We start from the raw sequence: 20,876 nt of genomic DNA, 5'->3' as shown, positions 1-20,876 counted from the left end.
ACCGGGATTCAGCGGTGATCTGCAGCGATCGGCCGGTTACTGCACGCGGCGGCGTAGGTAGTTCAGCAGGTCGATGCGGGTGATCAGGCCCAGGAAGGCATTTCCATCCATCACGATGGCCACCTGGCCGCGGTCGAACACCGGCAGCAGCGCCTCGATCGGCGATTTCACATCCAGCCGGTCCAGCTTGCTGACCATGGCGGTGGCCACCGGGTCGCGGAAGCGCGCTTCATCACCATAGACATGCAGCAGCACGTCGCTTTCATCGACGATGCCCACCAGCTGCTCGCCGTCCATCACCGGCAGCTGCGACACGTCGTACAGCTTCATGCGCTGGTAGGCGGTGGTCAGCAGGTCGTTCGGACCGATCACGACAGTGTCGCGCTGGCCGTACGGGCGCAGGATCAGGTCGCGCAGATCACCGTGCTGCGGGCGTTCAAGGAAGCCGTTGTCCAGCATCCAGTAGTCGTTGTACATCTTCGACAGGTACTTGTTGCCGGTGTCGCAGACCAGCACCAGCACCTTCTTCGGCGTGGTCTGCTCCCTGCAGTACTTCAGCGCTGCCGCCAGCAGGGTGCCGGTCGAGGAGCCACCGAGGATGCCTTCCTTGCCCAGCAGGTCACGCGCGGTATGGAAGCTCTCCGCGTCGGTGATGGCGTAGGCCTTCTTCACACGGCTGAAATCGGAGATCGAGGGCAGGAAATCCTCGCCGATGCCTTCCACCAGCCAGCTGCCCGACTTGTCGTTGAGCACGCCGTCGTTGATGTACTCGGCCAGGATGGAGCCGACCGGGTCGGCCAGCACCAGCTCGGTCTTCGGCGACAGCGTGGCGAAGGCGCGTGACAGGCCGGTCATGGTGCCGGAGCTGCCGCAGCCGAACACGATGGCATCCAGATCGCCATCCATCTGCTCGAGAATCTCCGGGCCGGTGCCGAATTCATGCGCGGCCGGGTTGTCCGGGTTGCCGAACTGGTTGACGAAGTAGGCGCCCGGGGTCTGCTCGGCAATGGTCCTGGCCAGGTCCTGGTAGTACTCGGGGTGGCCCTTGGCCACGTCCGAGCGGGTCAGGCGCACTTCGGCACCCATCGCCTTCAGGTTGAAGATCTTCTCCCGGCTCATCTTGTCCGGGACCACCAGGATCAGCTTGTAGCCCTTCTGCTGGGCCACCAGCGCCAGGCCCAGGCCGGTATTGCCGGCGGTGCCTTCCACCAGGGTAGCGCCGGGCTTCAGGTCGCCGCGCTTCTCTGCCGCTTCGATCATCGACAGGCCGATGCGATCCTTGATCGATCCGCCCGGGTTGGCGCTTTCGAGCTTCAGGTAGAGCTCGCAGACGCCAGCATCCAGGCGCTGGGCCTTGACGATCGGGGTCTGGCCGATGAGTTCGAGGACGGAAGAATGGATGGGCATTCGGGGGACTTCGGTTCGCGCCACACAGGGCCGGACCGATGATTATCCGACGGATGGCGACGAAAGTCAGGAGCCGTTTCTGTGGCGCCGGGCCATGCCCGGCGGGGCGCGTGCCGACCAACGGTCGGCGCCCGCCAGCTAGGCTGGCGGCCCAAGGGGATGCGGACGGCCCCGGATCGACGAGGAGACCGGTACCGCCCGCATCGGGGGACGTGCCTGCAGGGCCTAGGCACCACCGCGTGTGGTGCCTAGGCGCGACGCCTGCGTTCAGCGGCGTCGCGTTGCCAGGTCAGGAAAGCCTGGCGGGGCCATCGATGGCCGGGTCATGCCATTCCGGGCACGACCGGAGTGCGTCAATGCGTGGGGGACGACGCTGCGAGCGGTGTTTCGTACATTCGCAGAAGGCGTTGCTTGGCCAGCAGCTTCTCGCGCTTCATTCGACCCAGGGTGACATCATCGATCGGGAGTACACCCAACTCCGCGTCCATGCACTTCTTGTTCAACTTGCGGTGCTGGTCATGGAGTGCCCGGAACTCCGGATCGCGCGCGCGACGGGCGTCGATCTCGCTCTGGGGCTGATCTTCAAACATGATGGACCTCCTTCGACAGATACACGAACGCCCCGGCCGCAAGGCACGGGGCGTTGTTCATGGAGGAGTGCCGGTCAATGCCCACATGGGTGCCCACAAGGACGTGCGGCACTGGCCTGCGCACGTCGATCTGCTGCGGTTCGCGCCCTGCTTGCATCGGCCCGGCCCTCCCATCGTCCGGTCCGCGTGATTGCGTCCCGGACAATTGACCCTACGCTTGCTCTGGACAGGGTTCAAGCCCCTGCGGCAAAAAGACCGAACCCCGCCGAGGCGGGGTTCAGGCTGAATACTCAACACAACGAAAAACAAACAATATCAATCAATTACGGGGCGATGACGACCTCGGCCGAGCGGGCCCGGGTGGAGGCGGCCTTCTTCCCAGCGACCTGGATCCGGCTGCTGGCGACACCGGCCGACACCAGCGCGTCACGCAGTGCCTCGGCGCGCTTCTGGCCGACGCCATTGGCACTGTCATAGGCTTCGATGCGGATCCTGCCCTTCTTGCCGATATTTACGTACTCGGCCAGGGCCTTGGCCTGGTTGCGGGCGCCAGCGGACAGGCTCGAGGCCCCGGCGGCGAACGCGTCACCGGCAAAGGTAAAGACCTCGCCGCGGCCATCGAACTTCGAGCCCGGCAGTTTCTGCCCGGACACCAGCTCGGCTTCCTCACGGGCCAGCTTGGCCGCGTTCTGCTGGGCCGAGCTGAGACGCTGCTGCTGCTTGCCGGCCACGCTGGTCAGGGCGTTCTCGGCATCCTGGCGGGCCAGGGTCTCGGCCTCGGCCGCCTGGCGCAGGCGTTCGGCCTCTTCTGCCTGCATCTGCGCCTGCATGCGCAGTTGTTCGGCTTCCTGCCGGGCACGGGCGGCATCGCGGCGGCTGGCCTCGATCAGCAGGTCGCTGCGGGTGCGCTCCAGGCGGTCGACCTCACGCGCGGCCAGCGCAGCCCGCACGGCGGTCTCGGCGATCTCGACCCGGCGCTCGGCCAGGTAGGTGGCCAGCTCCTGGTCACGGCGCTTGGCCTTCTCCAGGGTGGCGATGGCCTGCTGCGCCTGCATGCGCTCGAAGGCGCCCAGTTCGGCGGTGTCCGGATTGGCCTGGATCGCCATCAGGCGCTGGCTCAGCTGGCCCACCATCGGGTTGTCAGCGGCCAGGGCCAGCGTCGGCAGGGCCAGCAGGGTAGCCAGGGTCAGCGCGGAAATCGTCTTCATCGGCGGTCCTCCCCGGTCGACAACTGGCGCTGCAGCTGGTTCACCTCGTTGCGGCGCAGCTGAAGCTGCGCGGTCGCCGTGGCTTCCTCGCTGCGGGCACGGGCCAGATCGGCATCGGCGGTGGCACGCAGGGCCAGAGCCGGTGCGTTCTTGCGCTCGCGGCGGTCGCCAGCGGCACGCTGGGCCTGCTCCAGCCCTTGGCGGGCCAGCCCGATCAGGTCCGGGGCGTACTGGTCGGCGTCGGCCTGGGTGGCCTTGTCCACTGCCTGCCGGGCCTGGGCCAGTTCCAACGCGCCATCCTGCGCCCAGGCGGGAGCAGAGAGTGCGAATGCAAACGCCATCACATACAGGCTGTGGCGCATTCGTGCGAAGCTAAGTTGTTTCATTGGGGAGGCCGTACCGGTTGTCGGTTCGCGGCCATTGTCGTCAAGCCGGTACCGTGCTTGCAACGGGCGCCGGCAGTTTCGTTGGGGAAAATTCGCAATGGATATCGGCTACTTCCTGAAGCTGATGACCGAAAAGAACGCTTCGGACATGTTCTTGACCACCGGCGCGCCGGTGTACATCAAGATCGAGGGCAAGCTGTATCCGCTCGGCAATACCGGCCTGCCGCCGGGAATGGTGAAGAAGATCGCCTACTCGCTGATGGACGAGGGCCAGGTGCCGCAGTTCGAGCGCGAGCTGGAACTCAACATGGCCATCGCCCTGGCCGATGCCGGGCGTTTCCGCGTCAACGTGTTCAAGCAGCGCGGTGAAGTGGGCATGGTCATCCGCGCCATCCGCAGCCGGATTCCGAGCATCGAAGAGCTCAACCTGCCGCAGGTGCTGAAGGACGTCATCATGACCCCGCGTGGGCTGGTGCTGGTGGTGGGGTCCACCGGCTCGGGCAAGTCCACCTCGCTGGCGTCGATGATCGACCATCGCAACAGCACCACCACCGGTCACATCCTCACGATCGAGGACCCGATCGAGTACCTGCACAAGCACAAGATGTCCATCGTCAACCAGCGCGAGGTCGGGCTCGATACCCATGCCTTCCACAATGCGCTGAAGAACGCGATGCGCGAAGCGCCGGACGTGATCCTGATCGGCGAGATCCTGGATGCAGAAACGATGGAGGCGGCCATCGCCTTCGCCGAAACCGGGCACCTGTGCCTGGCCACCCTGCACTCCAACAACGCCGACCAGACCATCGAGCGCATCCTCAACTTCTTCCCGGAAAGCGCGCACAAGAACGTCCTGATGAACCTGGCGCTGAACCTGCGTGCGGTGATCAGCCAGCGCCTGGTGAAGAACAAGGAGGGGCGACGCCTGCCGGCCACCGAAGTACTGATCAACACGCCGATGATCCGCGACCTGCTGCGTCGCGGCCAGGTGCACGAGATCAAGGCGGCGATGGAGGCTTCGCTGGAAGAAGGCATGGAGAGCTTCGACCAGTGCCTGTTCCGGTTGGCCAAGAACGGCACCATCGATCAGGAAGAAGCCCTGCGCGCGGCCGACTCACGCGATGGCCTGGCGCTGAAGTTCCGCCTGTCCGAAGGAGGCAGCGGCGAGCATGATCCGTATGCGGACTTCTCGGCCGGCGCGCCGAGCATTACCCACGGGTTCTGACGGCGCGCCCGCCGGGCATGGCCCGGCGCTACCGGACGCGTGGTGGTAGCGCCGGGCCATGCCCGGCGCAATCCTGAAGGATTAAGGGGCGGTCTCATCCAATGAGACCCGTCGTGCGTAGGTTTCTTCAATGGAAACCATACGCAAGCTGGCCATCCTTGCAGATGCCGCCAAGTACGATGCCTCCTGCGCCTCCAGTGGTGCGGGCAAGCGCGATTCGCGCGCCTCCGGTGGCATCGGCAGTACCGAGGGCATGGGCATCTGCCACAGCTACACGCCCGATGGCCGCTGCGTGTCGCTGCTGAAGATCCTGCTGACCAACTTCTGCGTGTACGACTGCGCCTATTGCGTGAACCGGGTGTCCAGCAACGTGCCGCGCGCGCGTTTCAGCGTGGACGAGGTGGTCACGCTCACCCTGGATTTCTACAAGCGCAATTACATCGAAGGGCTGTTTCTTTCCAGCGGCATCATCCGCAATGCGGACTACACGATGGAGCGCATGGTGGAGGTGGCACGTCGGCTGCGCGAGGAGCACCGATACGCCGGCTACATCCACCTGAAGACGATCCCCGAGGCATCGCCGGAACTTCTGGCCGCTGCGGGTCGTTACGCCGATCGCCTGTCGATCAACGTCGAACTGCCCACCGAGGCGGGCCTGGCCACCCTCGCCCCGGAAAAGACCAGCACATCGATCCGCGGCGCGATGGGTGAACTGCGCTGGCGCATCGAAGAAGCCAAGGAGGCCCGCAAGGCGCCGGCAGTGATCGCACCGGTTTCCAGCCGCAGCGCGCGTCCTCGCTTTCCCCGCTTTGCACCCGCCGGGCAGAGCACGCAGATGATCGTCGGCGCCGACGGTGCCAGCGACCAGCAGATCCTGACCAGTGCCGACAGCCTCTACGGCAACTACCGCATGCGCCGGGTGTACTACTCCGCCTTCAGCCCGATTCCCTATGCGAGCCGCCACCTGCCGCTGCAACCACCTCCGCTGCAGCGCGAGCACCGGCTGTACCAGGCCGACTGGCTGCTGCGCTTCTACGGCTACGGCGTGGAGGAGATCACCGACACCACCCAGGGCGGCATGCTGGATCTGGACATCGATCCGAAGATGGCCTGGGCGATCCGCCATCCCGAACGCTTCCCGGTGGACCTGAACCTTGCGCCGAAGGAACTGCTGCTGCGGGTGCCGGGCCTGGGAGTGCGCAACGTGAAGCGCGTGCTGATGGCGCGCCGCCACGGTCGCCTGCGGGTGGCCGACGTCGCCCGGCTGAAGGCGCCGATGAGCAAGCTGCTGCCGTTCGTGCAGCTGGCCGACCACCATCCGCGCAGTGCGCTGGATGATCCGGCGGCGCTGCGCGCAAAGCTGGCGCCGCCCCCCCGCCAGGGCTCGCTGTTCGATGCCGCGCCCGCGGCCTGAGTTGCAGCGCTGGTCGCTGCGGGTAGACCCGCCGTGGTCGCTGGATGCCTGGCGCGCTGCGGCGCGTGAGGCCTTGCTGCGCGGCGTGCTGCCGGAACAGCTGGACTGGATCACAGGTACCGAAGCGTCGCTGCTGGACGCGCCGGCGGTGCAGCAAGCGCCACTGCCCGACGGCGCCACCGTCCCGAACGTGCCGCGCGACTTCGTCGAACTGGCCGCTACCTGTCTGTGCCATCGCGATCCGCAGCGCCTGCCGCTGCTGTACCGCCTGCTGTGGCGCATCGCGCATGGCGAACGCACGGTGCTGTCCAATCCGGCCGACGCCGATGTGCTGCGGTTGATGGCGCTGGCACAGGCGGTGCGCCGCGACACGCACAAGATGAAGGCCTTCGTGCGCTTCCGGGAGGTGCCCGGCGAGACCGACGCGTTCATCGCCTGGTTCGAGCCCGATCACAACATCGTCGACCGCGTCGCGCCGTTTTTCGCCCGCCGTTTTGCCGGCATGCGCTGGGCGATCCTGACCCCCGCGCGCAGTGTCCGCTGGGATGGCAGCACGCTCTCGTTCGGTGAGGGCGGCAGCCGCCGCGATGCACCCGCCGAAGACGCCCGTGAGACGCTGTGGCAGACCTATTACGCCAGCATCTTCAATCCGGCCCGGCTCAACACGCGGATGATGCAGCAGGAAATGCCCGCCCGTTACTGGAAGCATCTTCCCGAAGCGCACCTGTTGCCGGGTCTGGTGCGTGACGCAGCCGGCCGCGTGCAGGAGATGCATGATCGACCGGCACAGGCACCGCAGCGACGTATTGCCGCACGGCCGAACGATGCAACCGGTGCCGCTGCGGACAATGGCAGCCTGCAGGCGCTGCGCCAGCAGGCCGCCGTCTGCCGGCAGTGCCCGCTGTGGGAAGCGTCGACCCAGACCGTGTTCGGCGAAGGTCGTGCCGATGCACGCATCATGCTGGTGGGCGAACAGCCCGGTGATGTCGAGGACCTGAGCGGGCGCCCCTTCGCCGGGCCGGCCGGCAAGCTGCTGGACCGTGCGCTGCAGGAACTGGGCCTCGAACGCAGCGCCCTGTACCTGACCAACGCGGTGAAGCATTTCCACCACGAGCGGCGCGGCAAGGTGCGCCTGCATAAGCGCCCTGAGAGCCGCCATGTGCAGGCCTGCCGGCCGTGGCTGCAGGGCGAGATCGCACGGGTGAAGCCGCAGGTGATCGTCTGTCTCGGCGCCACGGCGGCCGCGTCCGTATTCGGTCGCGATTTCAACCTGACGCGCGACCGTGGCCGCTGGCTCACACTGGAGGATGGCACCCGGGGATACGCCACCGTGCATCCTGCCTGGGTACTGCGGCAGAAGGATGATACGCGGCGCGAGGACGCCTACCGGTTGTTCCGCGACGACCTGCGGCAACTGCTGGCGGCCGATTCCGCGCGCGCCGGAGACCGGTAGCGCCGGGCCACGCCCGGCGAGCACAGCCAGACGTCAGGCGGCGTCGATCTGGTTTTCGGGGCGTGCAGCGACGAAGGCTTCCAGCTGCTGGCAGGCCGCTTCAATGCGGCGCAGCGTGGGGTACGGCGCCAGATCCAGACCAAACCGATGCGCGTTGTACAGCTGCGGCAACAGGCAGATGTCGGCCAGGCCCGGACGGTCACCGTGGCAGAACGTGCCGGTGTCAGCGCTGTCGGCCAGCATCGCTTCCATTGCGGCAAAGCCCTCGGCCATCCAGTGCAGGGTCCACCGCGTGCGTGCATCGGCGGGCAGCTGCAGATCGCGCTCGAGGTACTGCATCACCCGCAGGTTGTTGATCGGGTGGATGTCGCAGGCCACCAGCTGCGCCAGCGCCCGCACCCGTGCGCGGCCAGCGGCGTCGGCCGGCAGCAGCGGCACCTGCGGGAACCGCTCTTCCAGATACTCCAGGATCGCCAGCGACTGGGTCAGCACGTGGCCGTCATGCAGCAGCGTGGGCACCAGCTGCTGCGGGTTGAGCCCGCGATAGGCGTCATGGTGCTGCTCGCCGCCCTCGCGCACCAGATGCACCGGTCGTGCTTCGAAGGCCAGGCCTTTCAAGGCCAGGCCGATGCGCACGCGGTAGGCGGCGCTGGATCGCCAGTAGGTGTACAGCACGATGCCGTCGTCGACCGGAATCTCCATCGCCGCCTCCATGCTCAGGGCTTGGCCGCCTGTTCGATGCGCTGCTCGATCGCACCGAAGATGCTGTTGCCGGCGGCATCGAGCATCTCGATGCGCACCACGTCGCCGAAAGACATGAACGGCGTGCTCGGCTTGCCGTCGCGCAGGGTTTCCACCACGCGCTGTTCGGCGAAGCACGAAGCACCCTTGCTGGTGTCTTCGTTGGCGATGGTGCCCGAGCCGACGATGGTGCCGGCACTGAGCGGGCGCGTCTTGGCCGCGTGCGCGACCAGCTGGGCGAAGTTGAACTGCATGTCGACACCCGCTTCCGGCGCACCGAACCACGTCCCGTTGATGTGGGTCAGCAGCGGCAGGTGCACCTTGCTGTCCTGCCAGGCAGCGCCCAGTTCGTCGGGAGTGACGAACACCGGCGACAACGCCGAGCGCGGCTTGGACTGCAGGAAGCCGAAGCCCTTGGCCAGTTCGCCCGGGATCAGGTTGCGCAGCGAGACGTCGTTGACCAGACCGATCAGCTGGATGTGGCCGGCGGCCTGCTCCGGGGTGGCGGCCATCGGCACGTCGTCGGTGATCACCACGATCTCGGCTTCCAGATCGATGCCGTAGTCCTCGCTGATCACCTTGACCGCATCGCGCGGGCCATGGAAACCGGCGCTGGTGGCCTGGTACATCAGCGGATCGGTGTAGAAGCTCTCCGGCACCTCGGCGCCGCGGGCGCGACGTACGCGCTCGACGTGCGGCAGGTAGGCGCTGCCATCAACGAATTCATAGGCGCGCGGCATCGGCGCGGCCAGGGCCTGCGGGTCCAGGTCGAACACGCCATCGGCGTCACCGGCATTGAGCGACTCATACAGCGCATTCAGACGCGGGGCCAGATGGCTCCAGTCCTCCAGGGCCAACTGCAGGGTGGCGGCGATGCCGGTGGCGCGCACGCCGTGGCGCAGGTCACGCGAGACGACGATCAGGGTGCCGTCGCGGCCGCCTTCCTTCAAGGAACCAAGCTTCATGGTGGGTGTCCGGAGTCGTGGGCAAACAAGTTTCAAGTGTAATCAAATAAGCAGCGTAGCCAAGCTGCAGCGCGGCATCGCCTCACCCTACCGCAGGAGGGGGGGCGGCAGGGTTGCACCCTGCACCGGCTTCAAGCCAGAGCAACGGCCGGAGCAACGGCAACAGCCGGCTCTGGGTTTTCTGCGGGTTGGGCGGGGCGGTATGGGGCTGCAGGACACGCCGTAAACCCATCCATGGGGGCTCGATGGCGCCATCCATGGCGCCAACGGTCCTGCAGCCCCATACCGCCCCGCCCTCGACAGTTTCCCGATGACGGTGGTAATCCACGCCTGCGTGGATGGATCTCCATCGAAATCGAATATTTCGACAGTACAATTGAACGAAGAGCATCCACGCGTGGCGTGGATCTACGTGTCGACCAAGGTCGACACCTACCAACCACAGCACAGAACGCCGTTTCCACAGCGCGCGGAAAACTGTCGAAGGCGGGTGGGTCCGGTTGCGGGGGTGTCCGCGGCATGGATGCCGCGGCCAAGCCCCCAAGGATGGGTTTACGGCGTCCCCGCAACCGGACCCACCCCGCCATCCCACGGATAGCCCGCTTCTGCTGTTGCTGTTGCTGTTGCTGTTGCCATTGCCGTCGATTCGGCGGGTGCAGGGCGCAGCCCTGCCGAACCCCAACCTGAACAGCCTGTTTTGCGTCAGGTCTCATCCTTCCGTTAGACTATGCGGGTCTGCAGCGGCCGTCCGTTTCCCTCCGGGATCGCCGGCGACCGGGGTTCGCCCCATCGCCCGCCCCCACTCCGACGCCGTTCGTCACGCATTCCAGCCTGCGCTTCGCGTTGGCTGCACCCAATTCTCGCAGCGCGGTTCACGGGAACGCTCCGAGTCAGCCGATCAGTTTGATCTGCCCCCGTCTGTCCGTTCGGACAGGCGTTAACTGTACTTGGAGCAATCTCGATGTCTTTTGAATCCCTGGGCCTTGCGCCCTTCCTGCTGCGTGCGCTCGCCGAGCAGGGCTACGAAACCCCGACCCCGATCCAGCAGCAGGCGATCCCGCTGGTGCTGGCCGGTCGCGACCTGCTGGCCGGCGCACAGACCGGTACCGGCAAGACCGCCGCGTTCGGCCTGCCGCTGCTGCAGCACCTGGGCACCGCTTCGCAGGAAGTGCGCACCGGCCCGCGCAAGCCGCGCGCGCTGATCCTGGCACCGACCCGCGAACTGGCCACCCAGGTGCATGACAGCCTGCGCGGTTACAGCAAGTACCTGCGCATCCCCAGCGCCTGCATCTACGGCGGTGTCGGCATGGGCAACCAGCTGGACATCCTGCGTCGCGGCGTGGACCTGCTGGTGGCGTGCCCGGGCCGCCTGATCGACCACCTGGAGCGTCGCAGCATCGACCTGTCCGGCATTGAACTGCTGGTGCTGGACGAAGCCGACCGCATGCTGGACATGGGCTTCCTGCCCTCGATCAAGCGCATCCTGGCCAAGCTGCCCAAGCAGAACCGCCAGACCCTGCTGTTCTCGGCCACCTTCGAGGACAACATCCGGCAGTTGGCGCTGGAGTTCATGCGCAACCCGGAACAGATCCAGGTCACGCCGAAGAACACCGTCGCCGAGACCATCACCCACAAGGTGCATCCGGTCGATGGCAGCCGCAAGCGCGACCTGCTGCTGCACCTGCTGGCGCAGGACAGCCGCGAGCAGACCCTGGTGTTTGCCCGCACCAAGCACGGCAGCGACAAGCTGGCCGCGTTCCTGGAAAAGTCCGGCATCAAGACCGCGGCGATCCACGGCAACAAGAGCCAGGGCCAGCGCCTGCGTGCGCTCGGCGACTTCAAGGCTGGCCGTGTCACCGTGCTGGTGGCCACCGATATCGCCGCGCGCGGTATCGACATCAACGAGCTGCCGAAGGTGATCAACTTCGATCTGCCGATGGTGGCCGAAGACTACGTGCACCGCATTGGCCGTACCGGCCGCAACGGTGCGACCGGCGAAGCGATTTCGCTGGTGGCGCAGGATGAAGTGAAGCTGCTGCGCGCGATCGTGCGCCTGCTCGGCCGTGACATGGACATCCGCGATGTGCCGGGCTTCGAGCTGCAGACGCCGATCCGCTGGGGCAACAGTGCACCGGGCAAGGCCGAGGCCGATACGGGCGAGCGCGTGCCGCGCAAGACCCACGCGCGCCGTCCCCACGGCGATGCACCGCGTCATGCCCATGCAGGCCCGAAGAAGGCCGGCGGTGGCCGCCGCGAGGGCGCGGGCAACGGCCAGCAGCGCGCGGGCGCAGGTGCCGGTCAGGGCCAGCGTCGTGGCGGTGCCGGTAATTCCGGTGGCGGCCGTGGTCGCGGCCAGGGCGGCAACGGCGGCGGTCGCGCTGGCTGATTGCTGCTGACATGGATGGCGCTTCCCGCTGCGCGGGGGCTATCGAGGGACGGCGCTGACGCGCCGTCCTTTTTTGTTGCTGGCTACCGGGTGATAAAGCAGGCGGTGGCAGTACCGAGGGCGGATGGGCATGGGGGCAGCGCAGAACACGCTGTAAATACGTCCATGTAAGCTCGATGGCGCCATCCATGGCGCCAACGGTTCTGCGCTGCCCCCATGCCCATCCGCTTCAAGCATTGCCTGCGCCTTCTTCTCCCGCCGGGTAGCCGGGAGAAGAAAGATCAAATTCAAATTCAAATTCAAATTCAAATTCAAAGGCAAACGCCGAAGCCGCAATTCCTGCTTTTGCCCTTGCCCCGCCTTGGGTTTGATGCGTCCGCGCCTGGAGGAAACTGTCTGGGGAGGACGGATAGGCCGCGCAGGACCGCAGGCGCCATGGATGGCGCCTACGAGCCTACAGGGACGTACTTGCGGCGTGTCCTGCGCGGCCTATCCGTCCTCCCAACCCACATGGCAATGAAGGCGCCAAACGCCTCAACCCCGCGCTTTCGCCGGATTCACCAGATTCCCGAAGAAGATCGCGTTGATCAGCATCCGATCAGTGCCATGCCAGTACTTGCGATGCGCCGGATCATCAGCAAACAGGATCACGTTGCCCTGCCCCTGCGCCGACACCAGCAGCCATGCACTTCCAGCCACGCGACTGCGGTTGCGCTCGGACAGATACCCGTTCACCCGAGGTGTGTCGTCGATCCGCACCACCGTGGAAAACCCGTTCGTGCTCGGCTGCAGGATGACCGTGTTCTCCTTGTTGATCGCCAGTTGCCGGCGCGGCACGCCGAACGCCAAAGGGTGACTGGGGTCGACGTCGGCGCTGAGGATGTTGCCGCTGACACGCTCGATCGCGGCGATGTCGCGCTGGTCACCGAAGGCGCGGCGCGCGGTGTCTGTTGCTTCCTCGTCCTTGCCCAGCTTCTCGCCGTCGGCAAGTTTCTGTTCGATTGCCCACTTCGCAGCGCTGCCATAGGTGACCAGTGACCCGCCGGCTTGGATCCAGCGCTTCAATGCCGCTACTGCGGCCGCGTCGATGCCGGCATAGGTGCCGCCGGACAGCACGATCGTGGTGTAGCGGTCCAGCGATACCTTGCCCAGCTGCTGTGGGTCCAGCTTGCTGGCCGGCAGGCGCAGCTGCTGGTCGAGCAGGAACCAGGCCGAACCGATTTCGGTGGCTGCCACGCCCTCGCCCATCACCAGCGCGACGGCAGGCTTGCGCAGTGCCTTGACGCCGTCACTGCCAAGGTCGATGCCGTCGCGGCTGCGACCGCTGGCCAGCGCATGCACCTGCACACCGGCGGCCCGCGCTGCGGTGGCGACCGCCTCCTGCAACGCCGCCCCCTGCAGCGGCTGCCCGGCCACCGGTACCACGATGCTGCCCCCGGCAAAGGCCACTTCACCTTGTGCGGTGGCCGCAGTGAATGGCTGGAAGGTGGCACGCGTGGACAACCCCTTGGCCTGCAGGGCGGCCAGTGCGCGGCCCGCGTTGTAGTCGCGCCAGTCGATCACGTAGGCGAAGCCCGCTTCACCGCCGGTCAGCCCGCCCTGCACTGCGGGAACCTCGACCACGCGGGCGCCGCCATCGATGCGGCTGCGGCTGCCGGAAAAGGCCACGCCGTAGGCCGGGGCGATCGCGTAGCTGGTGCTGCCGTAGAACACGTCGCCCTTGATCGGCGGGGTCTCGGCGAAGATCGAATGGACCAGGCGGAACTGCGCCTGCTGCACCGGCACCACGTAGGCGCTGCCCGCTTCGAAACGCTGGCCATCTACGCTGACAGCGCGGTCCAGTGCATGCACTTCAATCCTGTGCAGCAACAGCAGTTCCAGCAGGCGTCGGGTCAATGCCGGATCATGCGCGTCGCCGAACACGAAGCTCTTCACCGGCTGTTGTGCGGCCTGCTTCAGCGCGCTCTGGAAGAAACGCTTCTGCAGATCGAACAGCGCGCTGCGCTCGGTCACCGCACCGCGCACCGTGCCCAACCCGGTGGCAACCTGGTTGCGGATGGTGAACGGGAACGTCAGCAGCCCATTCACCGATTCCTGCACGCGACCGCGCGAGCTGGCCTGCTCCACCGTGACGCCGACCGCGCCGTGGAAATCCGGATAGGTCGAGCCGTACACGGGCGAGAAATTGTCGAAGTTCTCACCGGTGTAGTACAGCGAACCCAGCGCATCGAGCGCCTGGGCGTGGTACTTGGCCAGGGTCTTGTTGAACTCGTACGATGCTGCCGGGATCAACGGACTATGCATGCTCTTCGGCGATGGCTCGAAGTAGTACGTGCTGTCCTTGCCCATTTCGTGGAAGTCGATCTGCACGTTCGGGTACCACTGGTGGAACTGCGCCACCTTCGGCCGCGAATCCTGCTGTGTCAGTGCCAGCCAATCGCGGTTGAGATCGGTGAAGTAGTGGTTGGTACGGCCCTGCGGGAACGGTTCGACGTGTTCCTTGTCGGCCGGATCGGCCGAGGCCGGATCGGACGCCCAGGCGTTGTGCCAGTTGGCGGCGCGATCGCGGCCGTCGGGATTCTGCGCCGGGTCGAACAGCACCACTGCCTGCTGCAGCCACTGCTGCGTTTCCGCGCTGCGGTTGGCCACCAGGTAGTAGGCGGTCAGCATCGCCGCTTCGCCACTGGAGGTCTCGTTGCCGTGCACGCTGTAGCCCAGCCACACCACCACCGGGCTGTCACCGGCAGCGCTGCGCGGCTGCGCCGGGTCGGCCAGGGTCGCGTGCTGCTGGCGGATCAGTTCCAGCCGCGCGTGGTTGCCTGCAGCAGTGACCGTGGCGATCAGCAGCGGTCGGCCCTCATAGCTGCGGCCGATCTCGCGCACACTGATCCTGTCCGAGTGCTTGGCCAGCTCCTGGAAGTAAGCCACCAGCTGCTCATGGCGGGTGTAGCGGCTGCCGATCGGATAGCCGAGGAACTGCTCCGGCGTGGGAATGGCGGTATCGAATGCCGCCGCATCGGTGGTCTGCGGGAAGAAATAGCCGCTCTGCGCATGTACCGCAGGCGGCAACGATACGGCGGTGGCGACGGCGAGCAACAACGGGAAAACGGCACGGCGGTGGAAGGACACGGTGACTCCCCTGGAACATGGCAACACGGCCGGGCCACGCAGGGTGGCAGGCCGCGGCGGGTGGATCAGAAGCGGTAGTCGAAGCCCAGCGTGAAGTAGCGGCCACGCAGGTCGTACTGGCTGAAATCGTACGGCGCGCGGATGCCCGGGAACGAGGCGTCGTACGGCGGCGTCTTGTCACCCAGGTTCTGCACCTTGGCGTACACGGTCAGGTTGTCGATGCCGGTGTAGCCCAGGTAGAGATCGAACTGGTTGTAGGCGTCGACGCGGCTCTGCACCGCAGCGGCAGCGGTGCTGGCCTTCTGGTCGTAGCCACTGGTGTAGTACCAGGTCACCGCAGCGGTGTAGTCGCTGTACTTCCAGTCCAGGGTGGTGGTGGCCTTGTTCTTCGGCAGGGTGGCGCCGAGATTGCTGCCGGCATAGTCCACCAGCGGGCCACCGACCACGGTCGGGCGCCGGTAGTCGCGAACGTGGGTGTAGGCCGAGGTCACGGTGAAGTCACCGAAGGCCGTGGTCGGGATGCGCTGGCGCAGCTCGACGTCGATGCCCGAAGTCTTCAGCTCGCTCAGGTTCTGGTAGCGGTTGTAGACCGCCTGCAGCTTGCCGCGCTCATCGCGCTGCACGGCACCGGCGACGTTGTCGTTGACCAGGGTCTGGGTGTTGTTGGTACCGACCAGGTTGTCCAGCTGGATACGGTAGTAGTCGATGCTCAGGTTGGTGTTCGCCCATGGCGACAGCACCACGCCGAAGTTCACGCTCTTGGTGCGCTCCGGCTTCAGGTCGCTGTTGCCGACGGTGAAGAAGGTCGGGTTCTGCCGCGAGCCCGGCACGTCCGGATCACGCGGATCGACCACGCTGCCGTAGGCGATGCTGGTGCTATTGGAGTTCTCCGACAGCGACGGTGCACGGAAGCCCTTCGACGCGGAGGCACGCACCAGCAGGAAATCCAGCGGCTGCCAGCGCAGGCCGAGCTTGGGCGAGAAGGCGTCGCCAAAATCATCGTAATGATCGGCGCGGGCGGCGGCGGACAGTTCCAGGGTCGAGGCCAGCGGCACGTTGACCTCGGCGTAGGCGGCGCTGACCTTGCGCTCGCCATGCACTTCGGCGATTGCCGGGCGCACCTGCAGGCCGGCATCGATCTGCCACGGGTTGTTCGAATCAAGCTTCTCGCGGCGCCATTCGGCACCGGCGGCGAACCCGATGTCGCCGGCCCAGGTGTGGCCGAGACTGCCGGAGATCTTCGCATCGATGCCCTGCAGCACCGACTCGGCCGGACGCAGGGTGGCGATGTTGATCGAGTCGCGCACCGACTGCGGCGTCGCGGCCGGGTTCAGCAGGTTGTAGCTGCCGGTGGCCAGTGCATTGGCCAGTGCCCAGCGGTTGGCGAAGCCGCCGGAGACGGTTTCGCGCTCGCTGCTGCGCGCGCCGAACGCGGCCACTTCCCAGTCCCACTTCTCGGTGTTGCCACGCAGCCCGAACACACCGCGATAGGCGGTGGACCGGTTGGTCTTGATGGTGCCGCCGAGGTCGAAGAAGGTGTATTCGATCGGGATCGCACGGCCGTACGGGTTGTACGGGTTGCTGGCCGGCAGGTTGGACGACACCGGCTCGGCCAGGCCGGTCTGCGCGTTCAGTGCGAAGCGACCGCTTTCCAGGGTGAAGAACGGGCTGCTGCCGAACCAGGCAGCACTCTTGATCTGGCTGTACAGCACTTCGCCGAACGCTTCGACGTTGTCGCCGAGGCGGAACGTGCCGTTGGCGTAGGCCTGGTAGCGCTTGGTGGAGGGAATCAGGGTGGTGTACGGGGCCTGGTTGAAGCCGCAGGTATCACCGGCCAGGCCGTCGATCGGCGCGCTGGCCACGCGGGTGGTGCCGGTGGGGCAGTTGCCGTTGGCATCGAGCATCGGCACCGAGGTGCCATTGACCAGATAGCGTGCGCCCTTGGCCGACCAGCCGTTCCAGCGGCCGCCGGGCTGGTCGCTGTAGATGCCGCTCTTGGTCAGGTTGCGCTCGTCCTGGTCCAGTCGCTCGCGGTTGTAGCCCTGCAGGCTGAAGAGGATGTTGTAGCCGTCCTTGTCGATGTCGCCCAGGCCACCGACGAACTTCAGGTTCTGCTCGTGCAGGCCGCCCTGGTCGGCGCCGCCGAAGCTGCCGCCGATCTCGGCGCCTTCGAAGTTCTGCCGGGTGATGATGTTGACCACGCCGGCCACCGCATCGCTGCCGTACACCGCCGATGCACCGTCCTTGAGCACTTCGATGCGTTCGACCGCCACCAGCGGCAGCGCGTTCAGATCGACGAAGGTGTCCGACAGGCCGCCGGCCGGGAAGCCGTAGTTGGCCAGGCGGCGGCCGTTGAGCAGCACCAGCGTGTTCTTCTGCGAAAGACCGCGCAGGCCGATGCCGGCCGAGCCCGAGGCCCAACCGTTGTTGGTGGTCTCGTTGCTGGCATTGCCGGTGTTGGCCGAGATCGAACGCAGCACATCGGCCACGGTGGCCTTGCCGGTCTGTTCCAGCTGCTGGCGTCCGATCACCTGCACCGGGTTGGAGGCTTCGGTATCGGCGCGTTTGATGTTGGAACCGGTGACGCGCACGGCAGCCAGGGTGCTGGCTTCGCCACTGACGTCGGCGGAGGTTTCGGCGGCGGCAGACAAAGGCGCGGCCAGAGCGACGGCCAGGGCCGCCACAAGCAGGGTGTGCTGGGGCATGACGATGTGGGGGAGGTAGTGGAAGGACGAAGGAAGTTCCGCAGTAATCCATGCCTGGCCGGGGTGCGGCCAATAACATCTCTTCATACGGATATAAGAGAAACTATCATCTCTTCATCCGGATGGAAAGAATTTCTTCACGGGAAGGCAACGCAAAGCCGGGCTGATCGGCCGCCCGCGGCGTACAATCGCGCCATGGAAATCTTCAAAGTCTTCATGCTCGAGGCGGCGCACCGCCTCCCCAACGTGCCGCCGGGGCACAAGTGCGCGCGCCTGCACGGCCACTCCTTCCGGGTGGAACTGAAGGTCGAGGGCGAGCCGGGCGCGCAGACCGGCTGGATCATGGATTTCGGTGATGTGAAGGCGGCTTTCCAGCCGATCTACGACCGCCTGGACCACCATTACCTCAATGACATCCCCGGCCTGGAAAACCCGACCAGCGAAAACCTGGCCGTGTGGATCTGGAACGAGCTCAAGCCCACCCTGCCGGCATTGAGCGAGATCACCGTGCACGAAACCTGCACCTCGGGCTGCCGTTACCGCGGCCCCGCCGCCTGATCAACCCATTGATCTGAAAGGCCTCAAGGCGCCGGAGACGGCGCCTTCGTGATTTTTGTTGCATTGCCGCATGATCGGCGTATGCTGCATTGCATCAATACAAATGCACGGCGGATGCGACTGGCAGGCAACAGAGCCACCGGCGCGACGCCCACGCTCATTGCATGGGTCCCTCCCCCCATGCAATCCGGACCCGGCAGATCCCTCCCTCTGCCGGGTCTTTTTTTTGCCTGGCGTTTGGATTCTGGAGCGCGTCTTCGTCCGGGTCTCTGCGAACTGGAGGGCCCCGCCGGGGCGGGTAGGGGTTTGGGCAAATGTCCCCGGCGCCGGCCGTTGGCCGTCACCTCCTCCTTTACTTTGCCCAAACCCCTACCCGCCCCGACGAGGCTCGGCTTGCGGCACCAGGCGCGCAGATGCAGCGCTCGCGACGGCCCTTCAATGAGACGCCGACGAGCTCCGGACGCAGGACGGAGGCCCTTGCGTGCGAAGTAAAGGGGGAGGTGACGGCCAACGGCCGGCGCCGGAGGACATTCGCACGCAAGGGCCTCCGCCCTGCGCCAGGAAGATTCGCCGCGCCCGTAAGGATCGCTCCCGGTTATCGCCCGCGATTGCCGTGCCAGTGCTGGTACCACGCCTGGAACATCAGCACGTTCCACAGGTGCGTATGCCATTTGCGCTCGCCGCGCAGGAACGCCTCCCAGATCGCGCGCACGCGTACTGCATCGAAGCATCCCTGGTTGCGCAGCAGCTGCGGGTCGAGCAAGGCTTCCGCCCAGTCGCGCAGCGGGCCGGCCAGCCAGCGTGCCATCGGTGGGCCGAAACCGCGCTTGGGGCGATGGACCAGCGGCGCGGGCAGATAGCGCGCCAGCAGATGCTTGAGGATCCGCTTGTGCTCGCCGTCGTGGTACTTCAAGTGCTGCGGCAGGCGCCAGGCCAGGCGTATGACCTCCATGTCCAGCAACGGCGAGCGCGTCTCCACGCCGGCCGCCATGCCGGCACGGTCGACCTTGGCAAGGATCCCCTCGGCCAGGTCCATGCGGAAATCCAGCAGCTGGATGCGCGCTTCCGCCGGCAGTGCGGTGTCCTGCTGCTGGAAGATCGTCGCCGGCTCGCGCGCCCCCAGTACCACCTGGGTCGGCTGCCGCCAGCGGGTGACGCGCTGCAGGTAATGCCCCTCCACGTCGTTGGCGGCCACCTCGGCCACCAGTGCGCGCCAACCGCCAAGCCGACCACGCTCGACGTTCAAGCGGCTGCTGCCACGCCGCGCAAGATCACGTACCCAGTCCGGCAGGCCACCGCACAGGCGCGCATTGCGCAGCGCGCGGCCATAGCTGGGGTGGCCGAAGAACAGCTCATCGCCGCCGTCGCCGGTCAGCGCCACCGGCTTGCGCGCGCCGAGCAGCTCGCTGGCCAGCAGGGTGGGCAGCTGCGAGGCATCGGCGAACGGTTCGCACCAGACCTGCGGCAAGCGTTGCAGCAGTTCCAGGCCCTGCCGGCTGTCCATCCTGTGCAGGTGGTGATGCACGCCCAGGTGCCGGGCCACCTGCGAGGCCCAGTCGCTCTCGTCGTGACCGGGGTCGTCGAAACCCACCGTCCATGCTTCCACCGGCAACGCCGACTGCGCCTGCATCATCGCCACCACCAGCGACGAATCGGTGCCACCGGACAGGAATGCACCGCAGGCCACGGGTGAATGCATGCGCGTGGCGATCGCCTGCTGCAGCACCACCTCCAACTGGTCGGTGGCCTGCTCCAGGCTGGGCGCCGGCTGCAACGGCTGCTGCAGCGCGGATTGCATCGCATCGCGCGCGCACCAGTAGCGATGGCCGCCCTGCGTGGCCTGCGTTGATCCGCCGGCGGCATGATCGTTGAGGTCCACGCGCAGCATCGCCCCGGCCACCAGCTTGTGGATGCCGCGATAGATGGTGTGCGGCGCCGGCACGTAGTCATGGCGCAGCAGCAGGCTCAAGGCATCCTGGTCGATGCTGGGAGCGAATCCGGCAAAAGCCTGCAGCGCCTTCAACTCCGAAGCGAACAGGAACTGGCCCTGGTACCAGCCGTAATACAACGGCCGTTCGCCGACCGGGTCGCGCGCCAGCCAGAGCTCATGTGCGTGGCGGTCCCAGACGCTGAACGCAAATGCCCCTTCGATGCGCGACAGCGCACGCTGCACGCCCCACTCGACGACGGCCTGCAGCAACAGGCGTGCATCGGTGCAGCTGCGTGGCAGGTCGCGCAGCTGCGACTGCAGGGCCGCGCGGTTGTAGATGCGGCCATCCAGGCACAGCACGTAGCGCCCGCAGCTGGAGCTGAGCGGCTGCAACGGCATGTCGGTCGGCGCACGGCAATGACCGAGGGCCAGCCCTGCGTCGGCATCGGTCCAGTACCCGATGCGACCGCGGCCGCGCTGCTGCAGCGCCCGCAGCATCGGCGCCAGCTGCTGCAGCAGCTGCTCATCGTCGGCAGGCGGCAGCCAGGCCCCGACCACGCCGCTCATCGCTGGCCTCCATGGCAAGGGCATTCAAGGAAAAGCGCGGGACAGGAGGCGGACGGCATGAGGGCGGCACGCGGATGGGGAGAGCTGCCATGCTCGGCCCCGCCGAGCGCCACGTCAGTCGTAGCGCTGTCAGCGACCGTCACCGCAGGCGCGGCTTACGTAACGTTTTGTAACAACACGATGGCTACCGTGCGGCCAAGTCGTTGCCCGGC

14 protein-coding genes are annotated in these 20,876 nt (G+C 66.5%); 5 read left to right on the top strand and 9 right to left on the bottom strand.

Going from position 1 to position 20,876, the window contains the following annotated elements; all coding sequences use genetic code 11:
* Positions 1 to 36: 36 nt before the first annotated feature.
* The 4 genes from D0Y85_RS02780 to D0Y85_RS02765 all read right to left on the bottom strand — a co-directional run bounded on the left by D0Y85_RS02780 (position 37) and on the right by D0Y85_RS02765 (position 3,567).
* The gene (locus D0Y85_RS02780; RefSeq protein ID WP_117309459.1) at positions 37 to 1,407 is read right to left on the bottom strand and encodes a pyridoxal-phosphate dependent enzyme; all 1,371 of its coding nucleotides are present in this window, start codon (positions 1,405 to 1,407) and stop codon (positions 37 to 39) included.
* A 353-nt stretch (positions 1,408 to 1,760) separates the two neighbouring features.
* Entirely contained in the window at positions 1,761 to 1,997 is a 237-nt protein-coding gene (locus D0Y85_RS02775; RefSeq protein ID WP_093818802.1) for a YdcH family protein, read from the bottom strand.
* Between the two features lie 323 nt (positions 1,998 to 2,320).
* The gene (locus D0Y85_RS02770) at positions 2,321 to 3,205 is read right to left on the bottom strand and encodes an OmpA family protein (protein WP_049465104.1); all 885 of its coding nucleotides are present in this window, start codon (positions 3,203 to 3,205) and stop codon (positions 2,321 to 2,323) included.
* Positions 3,202 to 3,567 (bottom strand): DUF4398 domain-containing protein, encoded by a 366-nt coding sequence (locus D0Y85_RS02765; protein ID WP_117309458.1) that lies wholly within the window; start codon positions 3,565 to 3,567, stop codon positions 3,202 to 3,204. Before D0Y85_RS02765 ends, D0Y85_RS02770 begins: the two co-directional genes overlap by 4 nt.
* Positions 3,568 to 3,688: 121 nt before the next feature.
* Here D0Y85_RS02765 and D0Y85_RS02760 point away from each other — a divergent pair, with 121 nt between their 5' ends.
* The 3 genes from D0Y85_RS02760 (at position 3,689) to D0Y85_RS02750 (ending at position 7,683) form a co-directional block, all read left to right on the top strand.
* Complete coding sequence (locus D0Y85_RS02760) at positions 3,689 to 4,816, top strand: PilT/PilU family type 4a pilus ATPase (protein WP_025878450.1); 1,128 nt, start codon at positions 3,689 to 3,691, stop codon at positions 4,814 to 4,816.
* Positions 4,817 to 4,946: 130 nt separating this feature from the next.
* Positions 4,947 to 6,230, top strand: a complete 1,284-nt coding sequence (locus tag D0Y85_RS02755) for a putative DNA modification/repair radical SAM protein (RefSeq protein ID WP_117309457.1) — start codon at positions 4,947 to 4,949, stop codon at positions 6,228 to 6,230.
* Positions 6,211 to 7,683, top strand: coding sequence for a UdgX family uracil-DNA binding protein (locus D0Y85_RS02750; protein ID WP_117309456.1), 1,473 nt, complete (start codon positions 6,211 to 6,213; stop codon positions 7,681 to 7,683). The genes D0Y85_RS02755 and D0Y85_RS02750 overlap by 20 nt, the downstream gene beginning before the upstream one ends.
* A gap of 33 nt (positions 7,684 to 7,716) precedes the next feature.
* On the opposite strand, the gene maiA is transcribed toward D0Y85_RS02750, so the two are convergent.
* Both maiA and D0Y85_RS02740 read right to left on the bottom strand, forming a co-directional pair.
* On the bottom strand, positions 7,717 to 8,385 hold the full coding sequence (gene maiA, locus D0Y85_RS02745) for a maleylacetoacetate isomerase (RefSeq protein WP_117309455.1): 669 nt from the start codon (positions 8,383 to 8,385) through the stop codon (positions 7,717 to 7,719).
* A 14-nt stretch (positions 8,386 to 8,399) separates the two neighbouring features.
* Positions 8,400 to 9,389, bottom strand: coding sequence for a fumarylacetoacetate hydrolase family protein (locus tag D0Y85_RS02740; RefSeq protein WP_117309454.1), 990 nt, complete (start codon positions 9,387 to 9,389; stop codon positions 8,400 to 8,402).
* 961 nt (positions 9,390 to 10,350) lie between these two features.
* Here D0Y85_RS02740 and D0Y85_RS02735 point away from each other — a divergent pair.
* The gene (locus D0Y85_RS02735; protein ID WP_117309453.1) at positions 10,351 to 11,775 is read left to right on the top strand and encodes a DEAD/DEAH box helicase; all 1,425 of its coding nucleotides are present in this window, start codon (positions 10,351 to 10,353) and stop codon (positions 11,773 to 11,775) included.
* A gap of 534 nt (positions 11,776 to 12,309) precedes the next feature.
* Here D0Y85_RS02735 and D0Y85_RS02730 read toward each other — a convergent pair.
* Both D0Y85_RS02730 and D0Y85_RS02725 read right to left on the bottom strand, forming a co-directional pair.
* Complete coding sequence (locus D0Y85_RS02730) at positions 12,310 to 14,904, bottom strand: M14 family zinc carboxypeptidase (RefSeq protein ID WP_117309452.1); 2,595 nt, start codon at positions 14,902 to 14,904, stop codon at positions 12,310 to 12,312.
* 65 nt (positions 14,905 to 14,969) lie between these two features.
* On the bottom strand, positions 14,970 to 17,609 hold the full coding sequence (locus D0Y85_RS02725; protein WP_117309451.1) for a TonB-dependent receptor: 2,640 nt from the start codon (positions 17,607 to 17,609) through the stop codon (positions 14,970 to 14,972).
* A 195-nt stretch (positions 17,610 to 17,804) separates the two neighbouring features.
* On the opposite strand from D0Y85_RS02725, the gene queD reads away from it, so the two are divergent.
* Complete coding sequence (gene queD / locus D0Y85_RS02720; RefSeq protein ID WP_025878441.1) at positions 17,805 to 18,167, top strand: 6-carboxytetrahydropterin synthase QueD; 363 nt, start codon at positions 17,805 to 17,807, stop codon at positions 18,165 to 18,167.
* A gap of 595 nt (positions 18,168 to 18,762) precedes the next feature.
* Here queD and asnB read toward each other — a convergent pair.
* Positions 18,763 to 20,664, bottom strand: coding sequence for an asparagine synthase (glutamine-hydrolyzing) (gene asnB, locus D0Y85_RS02715; protein ID WP_117309450.1), 1,902 nt, complete (start codon positions 20,662 to 20,664; stop codon positions 18,763 to 18,765).
* Positions 20,665 to 20,876 lie beyond the last annotated feature (212 nt).

The sequence above is a fragment of the Stenotrophomonas sp. G4 genome (genome assembly GCF_003428825.1).
Classification (GTDB): domain Bacteria; phylum Pseudomonadota; class Gammaproteobacteria; order Xanthomonadales; family Xanthomonadaceae; genus Stenotrophomonas; species Stenotrophomonas indicatrix.
This window is presented reverse-complemented; position numbering and strand designations above follow the sequence as displayed.